General features: G+C 43.1%; 17 protein-coding genes and 1 other annotated feature. Of the genes, 4 read left to right on the top strand and 13 right to left on the bottom strand.

From position 1 onward, the window contains the following. Positions 1–143 precede the first annotated feature (143 nt). Entirely contained in the window at positions 144–1,604 is a 1,461-nt protein-coding gene (gene eat, locus FM038_RS10430) for an ethanolamine permease (RefSeq protein WP_142870735.1), read from the bottom strand. A 179-nt stretch (positions 1,605–1,783) separates the two neighbouring features. Beyond that, complete coding sequence (locus FM038_RS10425) at positions 1,784–2,758, bottom strand: LysR family transcriptional regulator (protein WP_142870736.1); 975 nt, start codon at positions 2,756–2,758, stop codon at positions 1,784–1,786. A gap of 281 nt (positions 2,759–3,039) precedes the next feature. Here FM038_RS10425 and FM038_RS10420 point away from each other — a divergent pair, with 281 nt between their 5' ends. Next, positions 3,040–4,341: an NAD(P)/FAD-dependent oxidoreductase gene (locus tag FM038_RS10420; RefSeq protein ID WP_142870737.1), complete on the top strand. Its 1,302-nt coding sequence runs from the start codon at positions 3,040–3,042 to the stop codon at positions 4,339–4,341. Between the two features lie 148 nt (positions 4,342–4,489). On the opposite strand, the gene FM038_RS10415 is transcribed toward FM038_RS10420, so the two are convergent. The 10 genes from FM038_RS10415 to FM038_RS10370 all read right to left on the bottom strand — a co-directional run bounded on the left by FM038_RS10415 (position 4,490) and on the right by FM038_RS10370 (position 23,788). Continuing rightward, entirely contained in the window at positions 4,490–5,770 is a 1,281-nt protein-coding gene (locus FM038_RS10415; protein ID WP_142870738.1) for a hybrid sensor histidine kinase/response regulator, read from the bottom strand. Then, positions 5,763–6,362 (bottom strand): chemotaxis protein CheB, encoded by a 600-nt coding sequence (locus tag FM038_RS10410; protein ID WP_142870739.1) that lies wholly within the window; start codon positions 6,360–6,362, stop codon positions 5,763–5,765. The genes FM038_RS10415 and FM038_RS10410 overlap by 8 nt, the downstream gene beginning before the upstream one ends. Beyond that, the gene (locus FM038_RS10405; RefSeq protein ID WP_142870740.1) at positions 6,355–7,185 is read right to left on the bottom strand and encodes a CheR family methyltransferase; all 831 of its coding nucleotides are present in this window, start codon (positions 7,183–7,185) and stop codon (positions 6,355–6,357) included. The genes FM038_RS10410 and FM038_RS10405 overlap by 8 nt, the downstream gene beginning before the upstream one ends. 23 nt (positions 7,186–7,208) lie before the next feature. After that, complete coding sequence (locus FM038_RS10400; RefSeq protein WP_142870741.1) at positions 7,209–11,981, bottom strand: CHASE3 domain-containing protein; 4,773 nt, start codon at positions 11,979–11,981, stop codon at positions 7,209–7,211. A 15-nt stretch (positions 11,982–11,996) separates the two neighbouring features. Then, entirely contained in the window at positions 11,997–17,081 is a 5,085-nt protein-coding gene (locus FM038_RS10395; protein WP_142870742.1) for a PAS domain S-box protein, read from the bottom strand. A gap of 271 nt (positions 17,082–17,352) precedes the next feature. Further along, positions 17,353–19,278 (bottom strand): DNA repair helicase YoaA, encoded by a 1,926-nt coding sequence (locus FM038_RS10390; protein ID WP_419555626.1) that lies wholly within the window; start codon positions 19,276–19,278, stop codon positions 17,353–17,355. A 583-nt stretch (positions 19,279–19,861) separates the two neighbouring features. Continuing rightward, positions 19,862–21,142 (bottom strand): HD-GYP domain-containing protein, encoded by a 1,281-nt coding sequence (locus tag FM038_RS10385; RefSeq protein ID WP_223293046.1) that lies wholly within the window; start codon positions 21,140–21,142, stop codon positions 19,862–19,864. A gap of 129 nt (positions 21,143–21,271) precedes the next feature. Continuing rightward, positions 21,272–21,916 (bottom strand): helix-turn-helix transcriptional regulator, encoded by a 645-nt coding sequence (locus FM038_RS10380; protein ID WP_142870744.1) that lies wholly within the window; start codon positions 21,914–21,916, stop codon positions 21,272–21,274. A 104-nt stretch (positions 21,917–22,020) separates the two neighbouring features. Continuing rightward, positions 22,021–23,295, bottom strand: coding sequence for an L-cysteine desulfidase family protein (locus FM038_RS10375; RefSeq protein ID WP_142870745.1), 1,275 nt, complete (start codon positions 23,293–23,295; stop codon positions 22,021–22,023). 112 nt (positions 23,296–23,407) lie between these two features. After that, on the bottom strand, positions 23,408–23,788 hold the full coding sequence (locus FM038_RS10370) for a Rid family detoxifying hydrolase (protein WP_142870746.1): 381 nt from the start codon (positions 23,786–23,788) through the stop codon (positions 23,408–23,410). Positions 23,789–24,090: 302 nt separating this feature from the next. On the opposite strand from FM038_RS10370, the gene FM038_RS10365 reads away from it, so the two are divergent. Together FM038_RS10365 and FM038_RS10360 are read left to right on the top strand one after the other, a co-directional pair. After that, the gene (locus FM038_RS10365; RefSeq protein WP_142870747.1) at positions 24,091–24,849 is read left to right on the top strand and encodes an AzlC family ABC transporter permease; all 759 of its coding nucleotides are present in this window, start codon (positions 24,091–24,093) and stop codon (positions 24,847–24,849) included. A gap of 3 nt (positions 24,850–24,852) precedes the next feature. Continuing rightward, complete coding sequence (locus FM038_RS10360; protein WP_142870748.1) at positions 24,853–25,197, top strand: AzlD domain-containing protein; 345 nt, start codon at positions 24,853–24,855, stop codon at positions 25,195–25,197. 14 nt (positions 25,198–25,211) lie between these two features. Here FM038_RS10360 and FM038_RS10355 read toward each other — a convergent pair whose 3' ends face one another. Next, positions 25,212–25,445 (bottom strand): hypothetical protein, encoded by a 234-nt coding sequence (locus FM038_RS10355; RefSeq protein ID WP_142870749.1) that lies wholly within the window; start codon positions 25,443–25,445, stop codon positions 25,212–25,214. Between the two features lie 340 nt (positions 25,446–25,785). Beyond that, positions 25,786–25,905, top strand: a sequence feature (His leader region). Between the two features lie 98 nt (positions 25,906–26,003). Between FM038_RS10355 and hisG the strand changes: the two genes are divergently transcribed. Continuing rightward, positions 26,004–26,903 carry an ATP phosphoribosyltransferase gene (gene hisG, locus FM038_RS10350; RefSeq protein WP_142870750.1) on the top strand — a complete coding sequence of 300 codons (900 nt, stop codon included), beginning with the start codon at positions 26,004–26,006 and terminating at the stop codon, positions 26,901–26,903. The last annotated feature ends 2 nt before the right edge of the window (positions 26,904–26,905 follow it).

Below are 26,905 nucleotides of genomic sequence, written 5' to 3'. Positions count from 1 at the left end.
CCCTTTTATTATTGTCTAGCGCACCTGACAAGCGCATAAGTATAAATACTGACTCACGCCTTAATTACTGATCTTCTGTATCCGGCTGATAACTTAATATTAGTCATAAAAACAAGGGGGCAGCACTCCCTCCCCCTATAGGATTAGTTCAACTCAGATTCTGCCGACGCTATCATGTCAAACTCCTCCTCGGGCGCTGATGCCACTAATCGATGACGACTATAGAGGACAAAGTAGGTCACCATTATCAGGTAAAAAAGCGCAGACCATGCCGCGGCCTGAATACTGACAACAAAGGTTGATGCCAGAGCGACTAAAGAAAGCACCAGGGCTATCCCTGAAGTAATAATGCCACCAGGCGTCTTGTAAGGACGCTCGAGTTCGGGCTCTTTCTTACGCAGAATAATATGAGACAGGCTCATCATGGCGTAGGAGATGGTGGCACCAAATACCGCCATAGTGATCATCAGATCGCCTTCACCGGTTAATGACAGGAGAAAGCCAATCACTCCAGGGACAATTAATGCCCAAACAGGGACTTTTCGCTCTCCGGACAAAGAGAGAAAGCGAGGAATATACCCCGCTCTGGATAAGGCGAACACTTGACGAGAATACGCATAGATAATCGAGAAAAAGCTAGCGATCAGACCAAATAGCCCCACTATGTTGACAAATTTTGCGGCGAAAGAGTCAATACCATAGATGGATTGTAAGGCGCCAACGAGAGGCGCACCGTGCTCTTTCATGGCTTCAGCCCCTGCTCCACCAGGGACAAGCAGTAACACCAGCGCAGCAAAAACAATTAACACCAACATGGAAGCGATGATCCCTTTTGGCATATCTTTAGCGGGATCCCTTGCTTCTTCAGCAGCCAAGGGCACCCCTTCTACCGCAAGAAATAACCACATGGCAAAAGGTAGAGCAGCCCAAATTCCCATATAACCTTCAGGTAAGAAGCTGCTGGAACCAGCCACATCAGGGTTAGCCGCGATATCGAAAAGATTATCGACGGAGAAGTGCGGGATCATGCCGAAAGCAAACACCCCAATCGCAATCACCGCGAGTAAGGTGATCCCCATCATGATCCTTAATGCTTGCGTTGCGCCCCACAGATGCAGTCCAACAAAAGTCAGGTAGAAGGCGCCATAGACTATGGGACCATCGATACCTATGAGTTCATTGACATAACTGCCGATAAATATCGCAATAGCCGCGGGGGCAATGGCATATTCGAGTAATATTGCAGTGCCAGTGAGAAACCCTCCCCAAGGCCCCATGGCTCGACGAGCAAAACTGTAGCCACCTCCAGCCGTTGGCATCGAGGAGGACATTTCTGCCAGACTTAACACTAAGCAGATGTACATCAGTCCCATGACTAAGGTCGCAATGAACATGCCACCAAAACCACCCAAGGCTAAACCAAAATTCCAACCCGCGAAGTCCCCAGAAATAACATAAGAGACACCCAGACTTGCCAGTACAACCCAGCCTGCAACGCCTCGTTTAAGCTGTCTCTTGCTCATATATTCATCGGAAACAGCGTGACTCTCGATGCTCGATACTTTGGATTGATCTAATCCTTGACGCTTTGACTCTTGTGACATGACACTTCCCTTTATCTTGGTTTGCGAAATGGCCCGAATAAACACCATAAATATGTGTTTATCAAACCTAATGGCCTCCAGCCAGTACGACAACAACAATCATTTTTACTAACTATCTAGTATTAATATTTCTTATACTAAAAATGATTTAACGATTTAACATGCTCTATGTGATCCATCTAGCCGACGTTAATGGCAGCCTCTAACCAAGGCTGCGTTTGTCTATATTCAGTGACAAAAGTTTGCTTCATGATGTCGCAACTATCTTTTGCCATCTGCATCGGCAAATCGCCCAACTCATGACGTCGGCACACTAAGGTCAATTGGCGCTGTAGTGGCATCTTTATTGGCAAAGGAAGACAATTGACTTGATCGAGTCCAATCCCACTTTGATATAGACAAAGCGGCGTGGTGATCGTCCACCCAATGCCTGCGGCAACCATAGATAAGACTGCAAAGGTATTATCCAGTTGCAGCCGTGTATTAGTATCGATACCCAGACGTCGTAGATAGCGCTCTATTTCCGTGCCAATGAGGGAGTCTTGGCTATAGCGGACAAAATCGAGTTCTGCCTCTAGTTGCTTTAAATGCAACAAGTTAATTTCGTCTTCGCCGCTCATTTTATAATGCTTAGGCACAACCAGTACAAAAGGCTCTGAAAGAATGGGGTATCTACAGATATCAGGATTATCTGCAAGGGCATCATCTGAAATGATGATATCGACCCGCCTGGAAATCAGCGCATCGGCATGCATGTGTGAGCGCCCAGTGGTTAATGTCCAATTCTCGGTGCGTTTTTTTACGGCCTCAATCAAAGGTTTACCCAATGCCGTAGCCAGTGAATCAACCAAAGCGATACGCACTAGGTGAAGTTGCTCAAACGAGCCTTGAGATAATACCTTCTGAGTTTGTTCAGCTTGAGATAGGAGGTGAGTTGATTGGTCGAAGAAATATCGACCGGCGATGGTCACCCCGATGGGCCTGACACTGCGATCGAGTAACTGGGCCTTTACCGACTTTTCCAGCACGGCTAGTGTCTGGGAAACCGAAGATTGCGTCAAACCTAGACATCTTGCTGTTTCAGTCATATTGCCCGTTTGAACAGTCATAACAAACACTTGTAAGGCTTTTAAATCAAAGTCAAATACGCGCACGTTCACCTACATTTCAGCTGCCTGAATAAAAAACATGCCATGAAAAAGCTTTGTTTAGTAGCTTTTTCGCTCAACAGTCGTAAATTGGTCTCCCTATCATTCATTTATATCTCTACATAAGCTCACACGATTTCGGAATATTTAACTGACTTTCGAATTGATTACAGAGTTTATGACCATGACTTGAGCTGATGTTTACGACAATATGTTAGGAGTGGGTTAGCGTTTAATAATTTAGCTTTTGATATAAAGCCGTTCAATGAATCGAGTAAGGAAGCATAATGAAGTCATCATGTCCAAAGATAGTGATCGTCGGTGGGGGCGCAGGTGGCTTAGAGCTTGCTACTCAGTTAGGCCATAAGCTTGGCAAAAAGAATAACGCACAGATAGTGCTTGTCGATAAAAATCGAACTCATATCTGGAAGCCGCTACTTCATGAAGTGGCCACAGGATCGCTCGATTCAGATCTCGATGGCGTGGTTTATTCTGCCCATGCGGCAAAACATGGCTATCAGTTTCAACTCGGGACTTTTTGCGATCTCGACGCCGATAAGCAGTTTATTAAAGTCGCCCCAATCACAGATGATACCGGTAAGGTGCTGTTACCAGAGCGTCAAATCCAATATGACAAATTAGTTATCGCCGTGGGTAGCGTCAGTAATGACTTCAATACTCCTGGTGTGAGGGACCATTGTTTTTTTCTTGATTCCCACCAGCAAGCGAACCGCTTTCACCACGCCCTACTAGACAGTTTTACCCGTGTGCACCAATCTGAGTCCATCAATGAACTCAACATCGCCATCGTAGGAGGTGGAGCAACTGGGGTTGAGCTTTCGGCCGAGCTATACCATGTAACCGATCTATTGAAAATCTATGGTCTGAGTAAAATGACCAAAGATAAACTCAATATTCACTTAATTGAAGCCGGACCCCGCATCCTTCCTGCACTCCCCGAACGCATAGCCACTTCGGCAAGGCGCGAGTTGAGTAAGCTTGGGGTTAATGTGATGGAAAACACCCGTATAAGTGAAGCAACCCCCTCAGGTTTCGTCACTGCCGACGGTGAATTAATTGAAGCGAACTTGATGCTGTGGGCCGCAGGCGTAAAAGCGCCTGATTTTATCAAAGATATCGAACTGTTTGAGTTAAACCGCGCCAATCAGATCATGGTAAAGGCTAACTTACTCAGTACAACTAATGATGAAATCTATGTGATTGGTGATTGCTGTGCTTGCCAGCAGGCCGATGGCAGTTTTGTGCCTCCCAGGGCACAATCGGCTCACCAGATGGCTCAATGTGTCGAGAAAAACATTCTCCATGAACTCAAGGGCGAAGCATTAGAATCATACACTTATGTCGATCATGGTTCACTGGTTAACCTGTCTCGTTTTAGCACGGTCGGTAGCCTGATGGGGAATCTAACCAAGAACAGTATGTTTATTGAAGGTAGAATCGCCCGCCTCGTGTATATCTCTCTCTACCGTATGCATCAAAAAGCCATACATGGAACGTTTAAGACCATCGCGCTCTGGTTAGCCGAAAAGTTGATGCGGGTCGTCAGGCCAAGAATGAAGTTGCACTAAATCATGTCGCGCTAAGTCATGTTGCACTAATTCATGTTGCACTAATTCATGTTGCACTAGGTCATACTTGATCATGATTGCAAGCCCTCAGTGACAATATGAGGGCTTAAAGCGATGATATAAAATGCTTCAACGACCAAATAGATCGCTATCTCTCAACGGGGAAGGTGATCTTAAACTCAGTGCCTTCATCTAGCTTACTGGTACACTGCACATCGCCTTTTAGCACTTGTGTTATTAGGTTAAACACAATATATAAACCCAAGCCGCTGCCTCCAGAACCCCGCCTTGTCGTGTAGAAAGGTTCGAAGACCATAGACACTGTTTCTGCAGACATGCCTTTACCGTCATCTTTGAAACTTACAACAACCTTGTCCTCCGCACTGCTGATATTGATTGAGATATGTCCATCGGTGTCATGTTCAAAGGCATGAGTGATTGAATTAAGCAGTAAGTTTTTTAGTACCAGTTTCAAAGTTTCTGCGTAGGTTGTCACCCGCAGTTCTTTATCGCCTGCAATCGTCAGTTGGTGGTGGGTTAAATCTAACTCAGGTAATATTTCGGTAATACCGTCATCGACATGAGACATCAGATTAAATGTTGTAAGCTCTTCTGATGACACATCCACGGCCACCAGTTTAAAGTCTTTTATTAGCTTAGATGCACGATTGAGGTTTGATAAAATCATCTCAGATGACTGAATAGCTGAATCTAAAAAGCTTGAAACGTCCTCCTGTTCGAGCCGGCCATCAATAAATTCTTGGTTAAGTTTACCCGTTTCCCCTTGCATAAAAGAAGCGGCGGTAACACAAATTCCTATGGGTGTATTGAGTTCATGGGCTACCCCTGAAACTAAACGGCCTAATGACGCCATTTTTTCAGCTTTGACCAACTTGTCCTGAGCCGATATCAAGTGTTCCATCGACTTCTGTAACTCCTTGGTTCTGTCTTTGACTAACACTTCAAGATTTTCCTTGTGTACCCTCAACTCCTCCTCTGCTTTCTTCTTAGTTTCATAGGCATTATCTAACCTGAGTCGTTCTTTATAGAGCTCGAGAAACACCCCGACTTTACTCTTTAAGATCTCTTCATTAATAGGTTTCACCAGATAATCTACCGCACCGCTGATATACCCCTTGAACTCGAACGCCTCATCACGGGCAAAGGCCGTGATAAAGATGACAGGGATATGGCAGGTCTTCGGATGCTCTAAGATAAGCGAGGCCGCTTCGAACCCATCCATACCGGGCATCTGAACATCCATTAAGATAAGAAAGAAATCATGTTTGTGAGCAATGGCCAATGCCTGATGGCCAGACATTGCTTTCATAAACTCTAAGTTTAAGGGGGCTAGAATGCGCTCATAGACTCGTAAATTATTGGGTTCATCATCGACGATCAGGATTAGAGGAAGGCGGGGATCATTCATGTAATGGGTCCTTAGTCACGCTTAATTCAGGCATATAATCACACTCAGCCAGATAATGCCCCAATGTATCTATGGGGATAATTTTATCGGCAACAACTCTAGCTATGGCTGCTTTTGGCATCACATCGACCTCGGCGGTCTGAGGGTCTTGGACTATGATTAAACCACCATAATCTTTGATCATTTTCATCCCCAGACTTCCATCAGAATTAGCTCCTGTAAGTATAAGCCCAATTAGGTGATTCTTGTAGCTAGCAGCAGCCGATTGAAAAAGCACGTCAATGGAGGGAATGGAGTAATTCACTGGTGGGTCGATACTCAGACTCAAGGTTTTATCCCGCTCCACCAGCAAGTGATAACCAGCAGGTGCAATATATGCGTAAGCTGGCCGTATCAACTCACCTGGCTCAGCCTCTTTTACCCTAACTGCAGATATTTCATTTAAATAATCGACCAAAAAACTATCCGCCTGCCTGCATCTGTGCTGAACAATCAATACTGCTAGAGGATAGTCATAGGGAAGCTGCGGTAAGATTGAGGTCAATGCATGCAGTCCCCCAGCAGAGGCCCCTATAACCAAAGCCTCATACATGAATAAGCCGCCTGAATATCCGCTCCTTACTGGCAAACTCCTCGAATGAGGGTTTTACCTGACTAAATTCCAGAGTCTCCTTATCTCCGAGTAAGAGAAAGCCTCTGGGGATCAGGCTCTCTTTAAACAGGCCCAGTACCCTGTCTTGTAGCTTGGGATTAAAATAGATGAGTACATTGCGGCACACAATCAAATGCATCTCGGCAAAGGCCTGATCTTTCATCAAATTATGATTGGCAAAAGTAATGTGTTTTTTAAGCGATTCGGCCATCTTAGCCGACTTGAATTTAGCCAAATAGTAATCGGCAAATGAGGCCTTGCCACCGGACGCTAAGTAGTTTTGAGTAAAGAGCTTTATTTTTTCAGCTGGATAGATCCCCTTCTCGGCTATCTCCAGTGAGTGGTTATTGTAATCTGTGGCATAAATCCGCGTACGCGCCAGCAGGCCCTCCTCTTTAAGCATAATGGCCATGGAGTAAACCTCTTCACCGGTTGCACATCCTGCATGCCAGATATTGACTCGCGAATAGGTCTTAAGTTGGGTAAAAACCTCCTGTCGTACCTTCTTAAACACATGAGGTTCACGAAACATTTCAGTCACAGTCACCGACATGTCACGCAAAAAGAGATCGAAGAAATCCGGTTCATGTAGAATTTTAGGCAGCATCTCAGACACTGAGCCGAGATCCGAAAGCGATACCCGATTTAAAATCCTTCTTTCCAGAGAAGCTCTTGAATAATCACGAAAATCATAGCCATAACGAAAATTTATCGCCTCAAGCAATTGATTAACTTCAAACTCAATCATATCTTCGGGTTTCATAATCAAGGTTGTCTCCCCAAAATCTAGTTCCTAAACAACCAGATCCGCATTATTGAGAGTAATTTATCGAAATCGATTGGCTTAGTCAGATATTCCGACGCGCCAGCTTGCAATGATTTCTCCCTATCCTCAGGCATAGCCTTAGCGGTTAACGCTATGATAGGGATATGTTTGTAATGACTCAACGCTCTTATTTTCTGAGTCGCCTCATAACCATCCATCTCCGGCATCATGGTATCCATCAGCACCAATTCGAAATTTTTATCTTGTTCCAACTGCTCTAACGCTTCCTTACCGTTATAGGCCATCTCGACATCAAAGCCTATCTCGATTAATTTTTTCGACAGAGCATAGGTGTTTCTCATATCATCATCGGCCAACAAGACCTTACGACCCTTAAGCATGGAGTCTTCATCGTGGAGCATATGTATAGTTTTTTGGCTACTGGCACAAAATCGAGACTCAATATCATGTAAAAACAGCGAAATATCATCGAGTAATCGCTCTGCTGAACCCACGCCCTTGATGACTATGGTGGATGAATATTTATTCAGCTCATCTTGCTCCTCATCGGTGATCTCTTTGCCCGTATAAATGATCACTGGCGGCACGCGTGTAAGCTCGCTGGCATCGATGCGCTTTAAGACTTCAAACCCACTAAAATCCGGTAACCCTAGATCTAAAATGACGCAATCATATTGTCCTGACATGATCTCATCGACTCCCTGACTGCCATTATCGACACACTTGATGTCAATATCACTGTTCTCTAACAGTCTGATAATAGAGGTTTGATTGGCTATATCATCTTCTACCACCAGTACATGACGCAGCTCAGAAGCAGAAAAATCTCTGATCTCGTCGAACACGGTCAAGAGCTGCTCCTGACTAACAGGCTTAGTTTGCAGGCCAATCGCCCCCTGAACGAGTGCAGAATTTTTATCGTCACTGTGGGCTGAAATAATCTCCACAGGTATATGGCGCGTCTTGAGACTGAATTTGAGCTGCTCCAGTACCTTGTGACCATCGATATCCGGTAGCATAATATCGAGAATGATGCCATCGGGTTGGTATTCCTGCGCCAGATAGATCCCCGTGCGTCCATCACCGGCAACCAAGCACTTATAGCCATTCTCTCTGGCATGATCCCGTAATATTTTAGCAAACACTTTATCGTCATCGACGATAAGCAAAGAGCGATCACCTTCCAGCAGATTCTTTCTATCATCGGGGATAAATTCTGGATGGATCTGTATGCTGGGGTCATGTTTGACAACTTCAGCTGAGGAGCTGCCACTTTTCTTTAAAAGGGAGTCAGGTTCATCTATCAGTGTTGAATATTTTACCTCTGATAAGATAGTCTCATTGTCCCCATGAGACTCTGGTTCTACACCATCAGAGTCAAACTTACTGGGTAAATACAAGGTGAAAGTGCTGCCCTCACTGGGTGAGCTCTCAAGCTGAATTTCTCCCCCTAAAAGGCGCGTCATCTCCCTGGCGATGGTGAGACCTAAACCGGTTCCGCCATACTTTCTGCTGGTAGAGCCATCTTGTTGCTGAAATGCTTCAAAAATAGCCTGGAGTTTATCTGAAGGTATCCCAATTCCCGTATCAACAACAGCAAGTGACAACGCCTTATTTGCATCCAAACTACTATGAGAAAATTGGGTATCGGCTCTGACGTAACCGATATTAAGAGAGACAGAGCCATTCTCGGTGAACTTGAATGCATTCGACAGTAGATTTCTTAACACCTGCTCGACTCTCTGGCCATCACTTGTGATGATTCGAGGCAGTTTTTTGTCCAAATTAATAATAAATTCCAGGCCACGGCTCTTAGCAATAGGGTCAAATACCTGTTTCAGGTTACGGCTAAGCACACTCAAGTTAACCTCTTCAATATGTATGCTGAGCTTGCCCGCTTCGACTTTAGACAGATCCATGATGTCATTAATGAGACACAGAAGATTATTACCACCATCGAAAATAACCTTAGCATCTTCGACTTCTGTCTCATCGAGGTGCTGACTATTGTTGTCGGCCAACCCTTTGGCTAACAGGAGTAAGCTATTGAGTGGCGTCCTGAGTTCGTGACTCATGTTAGCCAAAAATTCTGACTTATATTTACTGGCTAAAGCCAGTTCATTGGCCTTAATGGTCAAGTCAACTTTAGCCGCCTCTATCTCATCTTTCTGGCGTTTAAGAAACACTTGTTTCTCTTCCAACTCTTCGTTGGAGACCTTGAGCTCCTCACTCTGCTGCCTAAGCTCCTCTTCGGAGGTTTTAAGCAATTGAGTCTGTTCCATCAGGCTCTCATTTGAGCTTTTGAGCTCCTCTTGCTGCGCCTGTAATTCTTCCGCTTGCCTCTGGGTCTCAAGCAAAAGGGTCTGTGTACGCTGTTGGCTCTTGAGGTTATTAATGACGATGCCCAGATTACTGCAGATGAGTTCGATGACCTCGACTTGTTCATCGCTGAATGTTTGAAATGTTGCGAGTTCAATCACCCCCATCAGCTCGTCTTCAAATAATACCGGCACCACCAATACATTCATGGGCGAGCTTTCACCCAAACCTGAGTTAATTTGAATATAATCGCCGGGGACTTTGGTCAATAAGATGGTTTTCTTCTCTTTAGCACACTGGCCAACGAGTCCCTCACCTAAGGGGATAATAGATAATATCGCCTTTCTTTTCTTAAACGCATAACTCCCCGACAGGCTCAAGTCATCGCCCTCTTCCCCACAGGTGTAAAGGACTCCATGTCCGGCTAGCATCATTTCGGCTAACGCCGAGATGATGCTATCAGCCATAGCCCCAAGCTCTGATGCCCCTTGGGTCAATTCATTGATAATAGACACTCGGCTCTTCAGCTCATTTTGCTTCAAGAGATCGTCATTGCTCTCTTTTAGCTCCTGTTCATACTGTTTCTCAATGGTAATATCGCGAATAAAACCGGTATACATCACCTCTTCACCTTGCTTCACCTCACCAATCGAAAGATATATTGGAAATGTGCTGCCATCGCTGCACTTGGCGACAACCTCACGCCCTTTACCTATGATGGTCTTCTCTCCCGTAGACTTGTACCGACTTAAGTAATCATCATGCTCAGAATGAAAAGGCTCAGGCATCAACATCTTGATATTTTTGCCTATGAGTGCCTTGGCCGAATACTTGAACATCCTCTCGGTGGCAGAGTTTACCGACAATATTGTGCCATCACCCTTAATGGAAATGATGCCATCTACCGCGGTATTAACTATGCCTTGATTAAGATTGAGGCTCATGGACAAAGAAGCATTACGCTCATTGATCTGACTCTTCATCTCGTGCAATGCTGTACCTAAACGGTCTTTATCACTCTTGATCACCACTTCCTTGGTAAAATCACCACTAGCGAGTGCATCGGCCTGATTGGCAACACTGTTTAAATTACTCAGCATCTCTTTTAATGCAAGGCCTAACACATCTTTATCAGACGCTAGCTTTGCCACTTGATCTAACTCCCCAGCCGCAATCTTTTGTGCCAGATTGGTTTTATCTTTTAGGGTCACCATCATCTGCTTCATCTCGGCCAGGATACCTTGTGCGCTCTCATCTCCCTTCAGCTCGAAATTCAGATCGCCATTGGACACTTTTCTGGCTATTTCAGCGATATAAGCTGGCTCTCCGCCCAATTGGCTCACAATGCGTGTTGTTAACCTAAACGCGATGCCCAAGCCCACAAAGATGGCTAAGAGAGTACCGAAGATTGTCGTTCTGGTGACCAAAGACTCAGTGTCTGCCAAAGATTCTTTTCGCTGTGCTAACAGTATGAGTTCTCTATCCCTAAACCTTTGGATTTGCCCTCGAAACTTATCGAAATAAACCTTACCTTTTGCCTCTCCCACCAGATCTGCCATATCATCCATGGTTTTGGCATCGCCAATCTCTCGGCGAAGTTCAATTTGTGACACCACCACCTCGCTTATCCAGCTATCTATGATGGTTTGGCTTCCCGCTAACGTTGACACTTGCAGAGTGTTATCCGCTACAAACCTGGATAACTCTTCGAGTAACTGATGAAAACGAACACTTCCCTCCTTGTAAGGGTCAAGGAAATGCTCTTGTCCCGACAATAAGAAACCGCGCATGCCAGTTTCCATATCGACTGCGGCAGCGAGCAAGGACTGGGCCATGGTGATTGCACGATAGGAATGGATCTCTAACTCTTCAAGCTGTTTAAGATCTTGGGTATTGGTACTGCTCTTAAGTTTATTGTGACTCTTCTTGACTGACTCTTTTTCACGTTCGATAAATGTATTTATATGTCCCCTGAACTTATCGAAATACTGTTTGCCCTTCGCTTCTTTGATAACATCAGCCATATCATTCATCGACTTGCCATCGCCAATTTCAGCTCTTAGCGCAATCACTGGCTTAGTCACTTCACTGTGCCACTCATCTATGGTCGCCATTATTTCCTCGAGCAGACTCATCTGTTCAGGATTATCTTCTACAAAAGATATCAGTGACTTGACCTGCTCATGGAAAACTTTATCTCCCTTCTCGTAGGGAGATAAAAACTCACTTTTACCCGCCAGTAGATAGCCCCTCATCCCTGTTTCCATGTCGATGGCTATGGTTTCAATTTCTGCCGCTTTAGCTAAAGCATCATAACTATGATTTACCCAATCTTGATCATCTTCCAGAGACTTAATACTAAAGAACACGACTAAAGCGATACCCAGCATAAATGATAAGATCACTGAGTAACTCATCAAGAGTTGGGTTCTAAACTTGAGGTCAATCAACATTATTTCACTCCTGAGCTAATGCTTAAAAAGCCAGATGCGCATGATAGATAACAACTTTTCTAAATCGATTGGTTTTGTCAGATACTCTGATGCGCCAGCTTGCAAGGATTTCTCTCTGTCTTCCGCCATCGTCTTAGCGGTTAATGCAATAATTGGAAGGTGTTTATAGTGCGCCATTTCACGAATTAACCGAGTCGCTTCATACCCATCCATTTCAGGCATCATGGTGTCCATCAACACTAATTCGAAATTTTTCTCTTCTAATAGCTGCTCCACTGCTTCTTTGCCATTATGGGCCATATCGACCTCAAACCCTGTTTCAATTAACAGCTTAGAGAGTGCATAGGTATTTCTCATATCATCGTCAACCAGTAAAATTTTACGCCCTTTAAGCATAGAATCTTCATCGTGAAGCATATGGATTGCCGCTTTACTGTCAGCACAAAATCGCGACTCTATGTCATGTAGAAAAAGAGAAATATCATCGAGTAAGCGTTCTGCAGAGCCTACGCCCTTGATGACGATGGTGGATGAGTACTTACTAAGCTCGTCCTGCTCTTCATCGGTGATCTCTTGACCCGTATAAACAATCACAGGCGGCACTCGTTCAAGGTCACTGGCTTCTATCCGCTTTAATACTTCAAAACCACTAAAATCCGGTAGTCCCAGATCTAAGATGACACAATCATATTCTCCCGACATGATCTCATCGACACCTTGGCTGCCGCTATCGACACACTTGATGTCTATATCACTATTCTCCAGCAGTCTGATGATCGAGGTTTGATTAGCAATATCATCTTCTATGACTAACACATGGCGCAGCTCAGCAGATGAAAATGCCTTTATTTCATCAAATACCGTTAATAACTGATCTTGACTGATAGGTTTAGTCTGCAAGCCTATCGCCCCTTGAACTAAGGCTGAATTTTTATCATCACTATGGGCAGAGATGATCTCAACGGGAATATGACGAGTCTTTAGACTAAATTTGAGTTGTTCCAATACCTGATGACCATCGATATCCGGCAACATAATATCGAGTATTATGCCGCTGGGTTGATACTGCTGGGCAAGATAGATCCCCGTTCGTCCATCACCTGCGACGAGGCATTTATAGCCTTGCTCTCTGCCATGATCTCTAAGGATTTTTGCAAAATTCTTATCATCATCGATGATCAATAGTGAGCGTTCACCCTTTTGTAAATATTTGCGATCGTCAGCGATGAATGACGGATATGGCTGCATCGTTGTCAAAGGATGCAACAAGCCTTCAACCTGAGAATGTTCTGGGTTGATCGCTTTATCATTATCTTGATGATGCGCTAAAGAGAAGTCCATAGGTTTAGTCATTTCAACACTGGTCGTGTGCTCAGAGCGATGACCTTTGGGCTCCACACCTTTTGAATCATAGGTTTTAGGCAAGTAAAGCGTAAATGTGCTACCTAGATTAGGCTGGCTCTGCAACTGTATTTCGCCTGCTAACAATCGAGTTAATTCGCGCGCTATGGTTAACCCCAGCCCAGTTCCACCATATTTTCTACTTGTAGAGCCGTCTTGTTGCTGAAATGCTTCAAATATGGCGTGCAATTTATCAGCAGGGATCCCAATGCCAGTATCTATGACTTCAAACGCTAATGCGTGCTTAGCATCTAAACTGCTATGGGTAAATTGTTTCTCTGGCTTTGAATCAGCGATATGCAAGGTCACAGAACCTGTTTCGGTAAACTTAAAAGAATTTGAAAGTAAGTTTCTTAATACCTGCTCTACCCGCTGGCCATCACTGGTAAAAGATGGAGAAAGTGTCTTATCTATATCAATGATAAAACTGAGACCACGACTCTTAGCAATCGGGTCAAACACTTGCTTCAGGTTTCGGCAAAGAGCACTTAAGTTCACCTCCTCTATATGAATATTTAATTTTCCAGCCTCCACTTTAGAGAGATCCATAATGTCATTGATAAGACATAGTAAATTGTTGCCTCCATCGAAAATAATCTTGGCATCTTCCACTTCGGTCTTATCTAAGTGTTGTTTTTTATTATCTGACAACCCTTTAGCGAGTAATAAAAGGCTATTAAGAGGCGTTCTTAACTCATGGCTCATATTGGCTAAAAATTCAGATTTATATTTACTCGCAAGAGCAAGCTCGTTGGCCTTGATAGTGAGATCATTTTTGGCCGCATCAATCTCATCTCTTTGCTGTTTAAGAAAAACTTGTTTCTCTTCCAACTCTTCATTGGATACCTTGAGCTCTTCTGTTTGCTGCTTTAATTCCTCTTCAGACGTTTTAAGTAGTTGTGTCTGCTCCATCAAACTTTCATTTGAACTTTTAAGCTCCTCCTGTTGTGCCTGTAACTCCTCCGATTGCCTCAGGGTCTTAACAAGAAGCTCTTGGGTCTGCTGCTGGTTACGCAGATTATTAATAACAATCCCTAAACTCAGACTAATTAACTCCAGCATTTCAACTTGTTCGTCTTGAAATGTTTTGAATGACGCGAGTTCAATAACACCCATCAACTCACATTCAAATACGATAGGAACCACAAGCACATTTAATGGTTCTTTCTCCCCTAAGCCAGAGCTAATTTGAATATAATCGGCAGGAACCTGGGTAAGTAATATGGTTTTCCTTTCCTTACCACATTGGCCAACAAGCCCCTCCCCTAAAGCGATTATCGGTAAAATGGCTTTACGTTTTTTAAATGCATAACTACCTGATAAAGATAGTCCTTCTTGGTCATCAGATTTTAAATAAGTGTAAAGAACACCGTAACCCGCATTCATCATTTCAGCGAGTACTGCAATTATCTCATCAGACATCGCATTAAGTTCGGTAGCCCCCTGAGTTAACTCGTTGATGATAGACACTTGACTCTTCAATTCATTTTGCTTCAACAGATCATCATTACTCTTCGTTAAGTCCTGTTCATATTGCTTCTCTTTGGTAATGTCACGGACAAACCCGGTAAAGACCACTTCATCCCCTTGCTTGACTTGCCCAACGGTTAAGTACATAGGGAAAGTAGAGCCATCCTTTTTCAAGCCTATGACTTCCCTACCTTTGCCTATGACTTTTTTAACACCAGAGCTCAGGTAGTTATCCAGATAGCCGTCATGCTCTTCAGTGAAAGGGCTAGGCATTAAAATGTTAATTTTATTCCCAATGAGTTCATCGCTACGATATTGGAATAAGGCTTCTGCTGCAGTATTGCAAGCAAGGATGACCCCTTTGCTCGTAATAGAGAGAATGGCATCTAAACACGTATTAACCATGCCACGATTCAAGGACTCACTCTTAATCATCGACTGTTCAAACTTTTTTTGCTGGCTAATATCACGGATAAACCCTGTAAAAAAAACACCACTTTCAAGCTGTACTTCTCCTACAGAAAGAAAGATAGGAAATTGACTGCCATCGCTTCTAAGCCCAATGAGTTCTCTACCTTTACCTATCACTTTCTTCACACCTGAATTTAGATAATTTGTCAGGTAATCATCATGCTCATCAGAAAAAGGGCTCGGCATCAACATGTTGATCTTCTGACCTAGTATTTGCTCACTGGTGTAGTTAAATAATGTCGTTGTTGCCAGATTGCAGGACAAAATAACCCCTTCGGGGCTGATTGAGATGATCGCATCAAGGGACGTATTAATCAGTCCCTTATTGATCGACTCACTTCTCAATATGTCCATCTCAAACTGTTTCTGCTCACTAATGTCACGGATAAAGCCAGTAAATATAGTTTCATCCTCCAGCCTCACCTCACCTACAGACAAGAACATAGGAAATGTACTGCCATCACTTCGAAGCGCGATAACTTCCCTACCTTTGCCGATAACACTTTTGACTCCAGAAACCTGATACTGGCTTAGATAAGTATCGTGCTGCGAATGGAATGGCTCTGGCATCAACATTTTTATATTCTTGCCAATAAGCGACGCCTCTGAATACCTAAACATTCGCTCTGTTGCGGCATTAACCGATAATATTGAGCCTTTAGATGAAATCGAGATAATACCGTCGACAGCTGTATTAACAATGCCTCGATTAATGGATTCACTCTGAGCTAATGAGGAGGTTCTTTCTAAGATCTGAGCTTTCATTTCATGTAGTGCAATACCTAAACGATCATTTTGACTTTTAATGACCACCTCTTTGGAAAAATCTTCACTCGCAATGGCATCCGCTTGATCAGCAACAATATTTAGGGTATTGATCATGCCATTTATTGATCTAGATAACTCACCAATTTCATCGGCGCTAGCCCAAGACACTTTTTGAGTCAGATCGCCAGAAGTGAGGCTGTCGGTGACACGTTTCATTTCGTTAATGGGTTTGAGGATGATTCTGGCCATCACTGTAAAAATAATGATGCTTAATATCAAAGACGCTACGACTAAAATGATTATTTTTTTTAAGCCTTCTTTTTCATGTTCTTCGGCTATGAGTAATGAGTCCTGGGTAAATTGTTCTATTTCTAATAGCAGTGACGTAATTTTAGCCTCAAGATCTAACTCAATTTGTCCTACCACTTCGAGAGTGGACTTATGCTTAATATGATCCCACTCTTCTCTGGCAATCAGGTTTAATATTTTGCTCGAGTCACGCTCGAAATTCTGATGTGTACTTTTAATTTTTTGTAAGCTCTCCTTTGCCATTTTTAATTCATTAATATCCTCATCAAACTTAGCAATTGTAATACTGTGTTTAACACTTTCCGTGGTTTCTTCTAGTACGGCCTTTACCTGAACTGAATAGCGATTAAACTGTTCAAAAACATCATTAAATTCATTAGAAATACGTAACAAATTGGTCTGTTCATCTGCCAATTTATTGAGCTGAATTTCTTCCCCTAATCTGAGTGCTTTTTCAAAATAAATAGCTTGCTCAAGCAACTTAATTTCGATTTGAGTTAAACTTTTTACTAAGGGAATATCTATCTCAGCCACTTCTTCAATTTCGGTGCCAATTAATGTCATTAAGCTCATCGCGTAAGAACTGATTAATATCATCAACAACAGGTTTAATGTTGCCGCTAGAGTAAGCTTTTTAGCTATTGTGAATTTGAAAAGTTGTCGTGTTGGAGCTTCAACCATCTCAAGACCTACTTACCTGTTAGAGAGTTCTATTTCGACATGATTTTTAATAACGTAATCCCCCCTAACGGGTGTTAAAATATAGGGGTATGTGCATAAGAAGCAGGATCAGTGCTTATTAGCTAATCAAATTATTAAGTAATAAGCATAGTTAAAATTTTGAGTTGTAGCAGGTTAGTTAGATTAGATAAAATTTGGCAGGGGAAGATCTTTTAAGGCCGATTGATTAGCGGTAAGTTCATTATTCACATCTGTTGCCGGATTTTTAAAGCTACTTTATTTGCTCCAAAAAATTCACCACTTTATCCATGTCTCGAGTGCGACTCATGGGAGGAAGTGAGTTCAGAAATGCCTGCCCATATTCACGATTGACGATACGATTATCACACAGAATCAACACCCCTTTATCTTTTTCATCTCGGATCAAACGACCAACACCTTGATTGAGTGATATCACAGCTTGAGGCAAAGAGAGCATAGTGAATGGATCGCGCCCGTCACGGGATACACTCTCGGCTCGAGCACGGTACAAGGTATCACTGGGCGAGACGAAAGGCAGTTTATCGATAATGACACAGCTGAGTCGTTTACCACGCACATCGACACCTTCCCAAAATGCGCCGGTGCCCAACAATACAGCATTGCCAAGCTGCCTAAATTTCTTCATCAGACTCTGTTTACTGCCCTGCCCCTGAACTAACAAGGGATAATTAACGCGACTTTGAAGACGAGCTGCCACGGCGTTCATCATACGATGACTGGTGAACAGGATGAAGGTTCGGCCCTTTGCTGCATTGATGGCCATCACCGACACATCGATTAGCTGCTTCACTGCCGCTTCATGATTACTGACCTTTGAGAGATGACGCGGCACACACAATAGCGCATTAGCCCGATAATCGAAGGGACTTGCTAAAATTATCTGCTTGCTCTTATCTATGCCTAGCCCCTTAGTAAACAGGCTTAAGTCACGGTTAATTTGTAGGGTTGCCGAGGTAAATATCCAGCTTGTTTGAGCATCAAATAACTTCTCGCATTCCTTAGCGACATTGATTGGCGCAATACTCAGCGTCAGATATCGGTAACCATAATCAATACTATAAGCTGCTTGGTTATTTTCACATTGAAAAAAAACGCTCAACTTATTCGATAACGTGACTAATCTTTCAATGCATTCATCGAGTGTTTCACTGCGGCCTAAATGCGCGAATAAAAGCACTTCCAAGGATTTCAACTCTTCAATCATTGCCCAAGAAGCCGATGCTATGTCTCGATTTCCCATCAACAAACGCCAATCGGTCTCATCAGTATCAAACAACTGTTGATGCCAACGATTTAATTGATTGATACTACGAGCAGCTAACAGCTCGATTTGTGCAGAATCCCTGAGTTCAGTTTGATATACAGCTATGATCTGCTGCAATACATTATCTAGGCTTCGAGTGGAAATTTGTTGACCAAAATAGGTCACTGCAATATCGGGTAACAGATGGGCTTCATCGAAAATCACCACATCTGAGTCGGGTAACAACTCGGCAAAGCCCGTTTCTTTTAAAATTCGGTCGGCAAAAAATAGATGATGATTGACCACAATGATTTTAGCATCCATGGCACGGACTCTCGCCTTACGGGTAAAACAAGCCGCATAGTGAGCACATTTATTTCCGGTACATTTTTCCCTCTGGCTGGCAATAAGGCGCAAGGCATCTGAGTTTTCTGATACAGAGTTCAAACCACCGAGATCGCCATCGACCGTCTGCCCTGACCACTGATTTATGCGGAGAAGATCGTCTAATACCTTAGGCTCATGGGATTCACACGCCACTAACTGCTGCTCTAATAATAGCTGACACAGATAGTTACTACGGCCCTTTAGCAGAGCAAGTTTAGGCGCGAGGACTAGCATGTCGAGCAAGGCTGGAAGATCTTTGTAAAAAAGTTGTTCCTGAAGGTTTTTACTGCCGGTACTGACGATGATCTGTTTACCGCTTAATAGAGCCGGAATTAAATAAGCATAAGTCTTACCCACCCCAGTTCCCGCTTCAACAACCAGATTGCTTGTACCATTTATGGCGCTGCACACCGCAGAGGCCATCTGCTTCTGAACGGTTCGAGCACTGTAACCTTTAATATGTCTGGCAAGCACGCCATCGGTATCGAAGGCTTGTTCACTGTCGATTGTCAGTCTGCTGTTCAAGGCGTTCACTTATTAAGCTATAAAATTATAAATCATGATTAATCAGGCATTATCCTTGTTTATTACACAGCATCAAGGCTGTGTAGATAAATTTAACAAAGAATAATACCATTTCCATTAAATAAGTGACCATTCAGCGGGAGTTAAAAACGCTGTAGGCAAGATAAGGGGATTGAAGCTAATAGTTATTCTCGGCTCTGGCATCCTGCTTCGCCCTACCTTCTGCATCTGACCTCCATGGAAGGAGGAAATGTCTTATTTTGTATGGAACAAAATAGACCATGCAGTCGTATATCGAAAGCCACTTTCGCAGCTTAAAGTGTTTTTCCCATGCTTTAAAAACAGCCGCACTTCGTGAGCTTCTCAGGGCTTCTACTTCTGCGTTGCATTGCCTCGAAAGGGAATAACCATTTCGTCAACAATGCGCCTTGAATTTAAAGCCCTGAGAAAGCTCTGAATTGATCATATGTTTAATGGAATTGGTATAAGGAGAAAAAGCGGCTGTGGGATGTTAAAAACTACGCCCTTGGAGACCATGAGGAGATATCCAAGCAAAAGCTGTTCTATGATTATACATTTGGTATTAATCGATAAAAGCGGCCTTAAAGAAGCTGACTAAATTAAGGTTAAACTCTTCAGGCTTGATACAGCGGTCAATCTGATCTTTGTATTTTGACTGACTGAGATCGATCTCTTCCATAGCAACCGCTTGTTTCAATCTGGTATTGTAAAAGACGCGTACGCAAGGAGTCAGCGGCTTACTCTTATTGAGCTTACTGATTAACCCAATTTTGCCACTGTTAAGACAGACTAGCGTTCCCACTGGGTAGACGCCTAAGCATTGAATAAATTGCTCAACCAAGGCCTCATCATAGCAAGCAGGCGAGTCTTTAATCAGGTTTTTAAAGGCTTTGATCGGATGCATCCCTGGTTTATAAACACGCTCGGCAGTCATGGCATCATAGCTATCAATGATTGCTATCATGAGTCCATATTCAGATATCTCATCACCCTCTAACTCATAGGGGTAGCCGGTACCATCAATACGCTCGTGGTGCTCTCTCACCATGCTAATCACGACTTCTGAGAGCTCGGGAGTCTCTTCCAGCACTCTTAATCCCAACAAGACATGCTCTTGCATCACTTCATATTCGACCTGAGTAAATTTTCCAGGTTTATTAAGGATCTCATCGGGCACCAGCACTTTGCCGATGTCGTGTAGGAACGCACCTAAGGCAAGATCTTCTATCCTGGGTCTATCGAAACCTAAATGCTTGGAAAAAATTGTCATCAAAATTGATACGTTGAGTGAATGCTCAACTAAATATTCATCCTTAATCCGTAGGCGTGACATGCATGAGAGCGCATCTTTATTCCTGAAAATTGAGTCAACAATTGCGTTAGTGCTGGCCTGTACTTCAACCAAATCAATCACACGTCCCTCGGTAATTGAGCTAAGCATTTTTTGCTGTAACTCCTTGGCGTTATTATATAACCGACTCGCCTGCTTCATCTCATGCTCGAGTGAAACCTTTGACACCTCATCATGCAATTCATCGATTACAGGCTCCGGCATGACTTTATCGATATTGCCAGTCTGTTTCTCTCTGGCGGGATCGACACTAACCCGGTTAACCCCAAGTTTAACCAGTTTATTAACCCCTTCATCATCCAGAATATAACCTTCTGATTTCACATTAAGCTTATTGTTACCCGTCGAGACCGACACCACATACATACCGGGTTTCAATTTATTAATTGAGATATCCTGTTGGGAGGCTTGTCCTTTCTCAGTCATAAATAAGCTAAGCTCAATTTGATAGTGAATAGATACAGGAAGTATAGTCACGATCTTAAAAAGCATGGGGCTGTTTCTAAAAGCAAGATTCTAAAAGCAAATAAGACGGTCCCTATAGGCCCGCTTGGCTTGAGTTACCGGCTTTACAGAACTGAAATGACGAATTGTCTTTTAAAGATATCGCTAGCTAAGAATCTACGACTTTAATTCTCTTAAATATCGATAGATAGTATGGATTGAAATACCTAGTCCCTTAGCCGCGATCTGAGCACTGTCTTTAAGATCGAAAATACCAAGTTCATTGAGACGTATCACTATCTCGCGATTCTTCTTTGAAGCTGAAAGACTGTCATTAGCCATCACCTGAGTATGCACAGTTTCGATTGAACTTTGCATCATCTCCTCGTTACTGCGCGCAAATGTCTCAGGAGAGAAGCTAGCATCGCCCTGTGGTGGAAGTCCTGGGAGCAAGGTTGCCATCACAGACTGAAACGGTGCGTCGAGATTGGAATTGATACACAATAGGCCAATCGCATCTTGCTGAGCATTGCGAATAACAATAGTGATGGATCTTAATGCTTTACCATCGGGACTTTTGGTCATATAAGGCGCTGATACATCTAGGCCTTCATTCAGTTTCATCAGTGCAAGGTTAGTGATTGGCGCGCCAACTGTGCGCCCTGTGATATGCCCATTAGCGATTTTTGTAATTGATGGATTGCTGATATCTAAGCTATGAAGTAATACTTCAGTATGTTCGCCATACATGGCGGCAATGCCATCGACCATGTTTTCACTGGCCTTAAGGATGGCATGGTCTGTTTCACTTAACTCTCGCACTGATTGTCTCCCTGAGCAAAAACCGCCAATATATACTATCGGCGGTATCAGTCTTCATGCAGCAAACTATTTTGATATGTTATCAATTCGGCTGTTTAGATGTTTTATGCCGACATTATATCAATGATAGTGGTATCTGTAGACCCCATTCCATCGGTTACTAACCGACCAATGTTATGTATTGTATGCTCTACATTGGCAGCAACAATACCTTGGTCTTGAGCCGTTGTGCTCTGAATAGCCAACATAAAGGCATTAACTGCACTACCCGTAGAGGTTTTCACTTTCATGGCACAAGTCGATTTAGCCCCATCACATACCATTCCAGAACAATCGCTCAACACATTTTGGATAGCATAACAAGACTGCTGATAACTACCACTCGCTAAGTACACCATAGCCATGGCGGCGGCAGCACTGGTCACTGTGTTGCCACAAAATGCTGATAAGGGTGGATAATAAGACTTGATATATATTGCGCCTAGATGGCTCATAATTAGGGCTCTTGCAAGCTGCTCATCACTGGCTTGATAATGCTTAGCTGTAATAGTCACAGGTAAAGTCGCCGCAATGCCTTGGTTACCACTGCCATAATTACTCATCGCAGGTAAATTGGCTCCGCCCATTCTGGCATCTGATGCTGCCGCGGTATGCATTAATATGTTATTAGTGAAGTCTGCCGACATAAAACCAGACTCGATACTTTTTCCGATGCTTCGCCCTACCTGCAAACCGTACTCTCTATCAAGACCTTCTAAAGCAAGCTTACTGTTCAAATCTGATGCTTCTAAGATAAAGTGAATATCATCAAAATCGACTTGAGTCGCATAACGGTAGATCCCTTCAATACTAATATCGACGTCATCACAGATCCCTGCTGTTGAACCGCTCGCTGCGACAGATTGTGAGAAAATAATTTCACCATTAACTGTTTTTTCTATCACCTGGGTATGACCACCAGATATCTCAACCGTTACCCTGTTATTGCCACTTTTCGCCTCTACAAAACAGTAAATAAACTCATCAGTTTTAGTACGGCTGACGGAGACTTTTCCTGCATCAATCATAGATTGCGCTAACGCGACCTGTTCAGCAGTAACCGCTGCTAGCACTTCAAGGCCTGCATCTGCATTACCTCCAATAGCGCCAACAGCTGCAGCAATGGCAAGCCCTATCTTGCCTGTTCCAGGAACAAAAACACCCATAGAGTTTTTATAGAGATTATCAGACACATAAACAGAGATACTCTCAGGTTGCTCTTTTAACGTAGCGGCAGCTACAGCTGAAGCAAATGCTGCACAGATAGGTTCTGTGCAGCCTAATGCTGGTTTAACGACGGCATTAAGGATTGCACGGTACTGCTGCCATTGATGTTTCATGGGACTCTCCACTGCTTTTTACTCTGTCTAAATGACGATGACTAACTTTATGTTTATTTTGAAAATGCGAGGTATCTAGTACCTACACTATTATTAATAAACTCGATGGGTTCTATTTAATAAACGCGATGGCTTCAATTTCAACTTTAACGCCGAGCGGTAGATCTTTTACTGCAAAGCAGCTTCGTGCAGGACAGTCGCTGCCAAAATATTCTTGGTAAACCTTATTGAACTCTGCAAAATCTGCAATATCAGTCAGATAGCAGGTTGTTTTAAGCACTGTCTGTAACTCTCCGCCTCCAGCTTCTAGTACAGACTTAAGGTTTTCTAGAGACTGACGAGATTGCGCAACAACACCTCCCTCAACCACACCGCCTAACTTTTTACAAATAGGCAGTTGTCCAGAGGTAAAGATAAGATTTCCATATGCATTAGCATGTGAATATGGACCAATAGCCTCTGGCGCCTTGCTTGAAGTGATTATCTTTTTCATTTTTTACTCCTCGTTAATGTAACTTGCTGCCAAGGTTAAACCCGCAACTATTTTTGCGCAAGTATTTTTGCAATTTATTTCCATCAACACTTATCTTTTCTGTTAGAAGACTACCCACGACGCAAGCCATGCTACCAAAGGGTTTAAAGCAATAGAAAGACTACTATAGCTCACTAATAATCTTAGTAATTAATAACCTGATCAATATCAAATTTATTTGATATTTTGATTTTTCTGGGTTGATAAGGATATTTTTGTCAAATATATTTGCGTGATAAATATTCATTAACTTAAGGTCCACTATGAACAAACTTATTAAGGCAGGATTAAAAGCGATCTTTCCGCTCTGTATCGGTGCTTTTCCTTTTTCATTTATCGTTGGCGCCATCAGCATCAATGCGGGAATGACATTAGCACAGAGCACATTCTGGTCATTTACCGTTTTTGCTGGGTCTTCTCAGATGGTTGCCTTAGGGCTAATTCAATCATCAGCCAGCATCCTAGTCATTATGCTAACAACCTTTATCATCAACTTGCGTCATCTACTCTATAGCGCCTCACTTTCAGAACATATCAAAGGATATCCGTTACATATAAGAGCACTGATGGCATATGGACTGACTGATGAAGTTTATGCTGCAACCATAGGTGAGGTAAGAAAAGAGCAAAGCGGTAGACACTGGTTTTATCTAGCTGCAATGATGGGCTTCTGGATGAACTGGGTATTTGCCAACTTTCTTGGCGCTATGGTCGGATCCTCATTTCCAGAAATAGCCCATTACGGATTAGATTTTGCGATGGTCGCAGCATTCATCGCGATTGTTATTCCACAAGTCAAAAGCCGTGAATGTATCGTCGCAGCCATCGTTGCAGCCGTGACAGGTATCTTATTATCAGGCCTTCCCTACTCGTTAGGACTCGTTATCGCCGCATTCACGGGGGTGTATGCAGGATATCGAATGGACCTCTCTACCGAGAGCATGGCTACCGAGAAAATGACTTCACAAATCAAAGCAGCTGCTGACATAACCCCCCTTCCAGCTGTACAACGCGAGGCTTAAATTATGGAACACGTTCACACTCAACTAGACACGAGCACGTTTTTACTGATCACTTCAGTAATGGTCATAGCCACTTTTGTTATCCGTTTCTCGGTTATCTGTATGGCTGGTTCTTTCAAAATGCCAGAAAGGTTAAAGAAGACTTTGAGATTTGTACCTGTGACTGTGCTACCTGCAATTATCACCATAGAGATCTTGGGCTCTGGCTCAAATATGGAATTTAACTTAGACAACCCGAAAGTACTTGCCGCTATCGTTTGTACCTTAGTCAGTTTGCGCTTTAATTTAATCTGGGTTGTCGTTAGTGGAATTGTATCTCTGCTTTTTTTCCAGCAGTTACTGGCATAACACGAGAGACTCAATCAAGCTGAATGAGTTAAAAACAGGGGAGCAAGTACTGCAAGCTTGCTACCTAAAACATCGACATTTATCGCAGCATCGATGAGCGCAACTTCGACTGAGCGACATGATAATCGCTGCACACCATACAAAAAGCGATTATCCCGCATTGAAAACAATAAATGACATCCCGTACTGTTAAATACGTTTCCCAAAGCTAGATGCCAATACTTTAGATATAGGAAAAAGTACGACATACATCTCCTAACAAGGAACAAATACAACAAGATACACTTAGGTTACAAAGGTATTGTCTGAATGCAGTCTCGAGCCAAATGACATACCTTGCCACTACTCTAATAAACAGATTGAATTACTGACTAAACAATCTAACTTTTAGGGAGTTATTTTAACCGAGTTATAACTTATGCTTGAAGAATATTCATACGCTGAAATTAGTGGTTGCAATCATTTATGAAAATGTTTAGTTTAAATGTAACGCAGGCGAATAGGCTTGCTGAATTATCGTTTCGAGTCATCAGACTCAGCAATTAATCAAGAAAGAGACAAGATTATGATACAGCTTCTGAACACTATCCATCATCACCATCATATGCGGTAGCCTTCGGAAGCTCACTGCCGAAGGACTATATCCTTCCGGCGGTTGATTCAAGAATATCAAAAACCCCTGGAAGGAATTCCGGGGGTTTTTCGTTTTACGGTTTTTATCATTAGCCAGCTGATTTTAAACAGATATAAATTAGCTGAATAAAAAATTAAACAAGATATTTGAATCAACTTATAGGAATTACATCATGTCAGAGTCAAACAGATTACGTATCGCCATCCAAAAATCCGGTCGACTTTCTAAAGAATCGATGAAGCTCCTTAGAAGCTGTGGGGTTAAATTCAACATCAATGAGCAGCGCTTAATTGCTCATTCCGATAATTTGCCTATCGATCTACTTCGTGTTCGTGACGATGATATCCCAGGCTTAGTCATGGACGGTGTGGTCGACTTAGGGATCATAGGTGAAAACGTACTTGAAGAGGAGCAAATTGAGCGTGAAAGACTCGATAAACCATCACGCTGTATCAAGCTTCGAAATCTCGACTTTGGTGCTTGTCGACTGTCGCTAGCCGTGCCAAACGAATTTAACTACGAAGATGCAAGCTCACTCGAAGGGTTACGTATCGCAACCTCTTATCCTAATCTGCTACGCCGCTACATGCAGAAAAAAGGCATCACCTATACAGACTGTATGTTAAAAGGCTCTGTAGAAGTTGCGCCGCGAGCGGGTTTGGCCGATGGGATCTGTGATCTTGTGTCAACTGGTGCAACCCTTGAAGCTAACGGCCTGTACGAAACAGAGGTTATTTACAGCTCTACCGCTTGTATCATTCAGTCAACCCAGACTCAAGAGCCTTCGAAGCAAGCATTGATCAACAAAATTCTCTCTCGCATCAATGGCGTGGTTCGTGCAAAAGAAAGTAAGTATATCCTGCTGCACGCACCCACAGAAACACTCGAGCAAATTGTCGCTCTACTGCCTGGCGCAGAGAACCCAACAGTACTTCCTCTAAACGATGATACTAATCGCGTCGCCATCCACGCGGTCAGCACGGAAGACTTGTTCTGGGATACCATGGAAGAACTGACTAAGCTCGGCGCTAGCTCTATCTTGGTCATGCCAATTGAAAAGATGATGGGGTAAAA

This window comes from Shewanella eurypsychrophilus (assembly GCF_007004545.3).
Taxonomy (GTDB): domain Bacteria; phylum Pseudomonadota; class Gammaproteobacteria; order Enterobacterales; family Shewanellaceae; genus Shewanella; species Shewanella eurypsychrophilus.
This window is presented reverse-complemented; position numbering and strand designations above follow the sequence as displayed.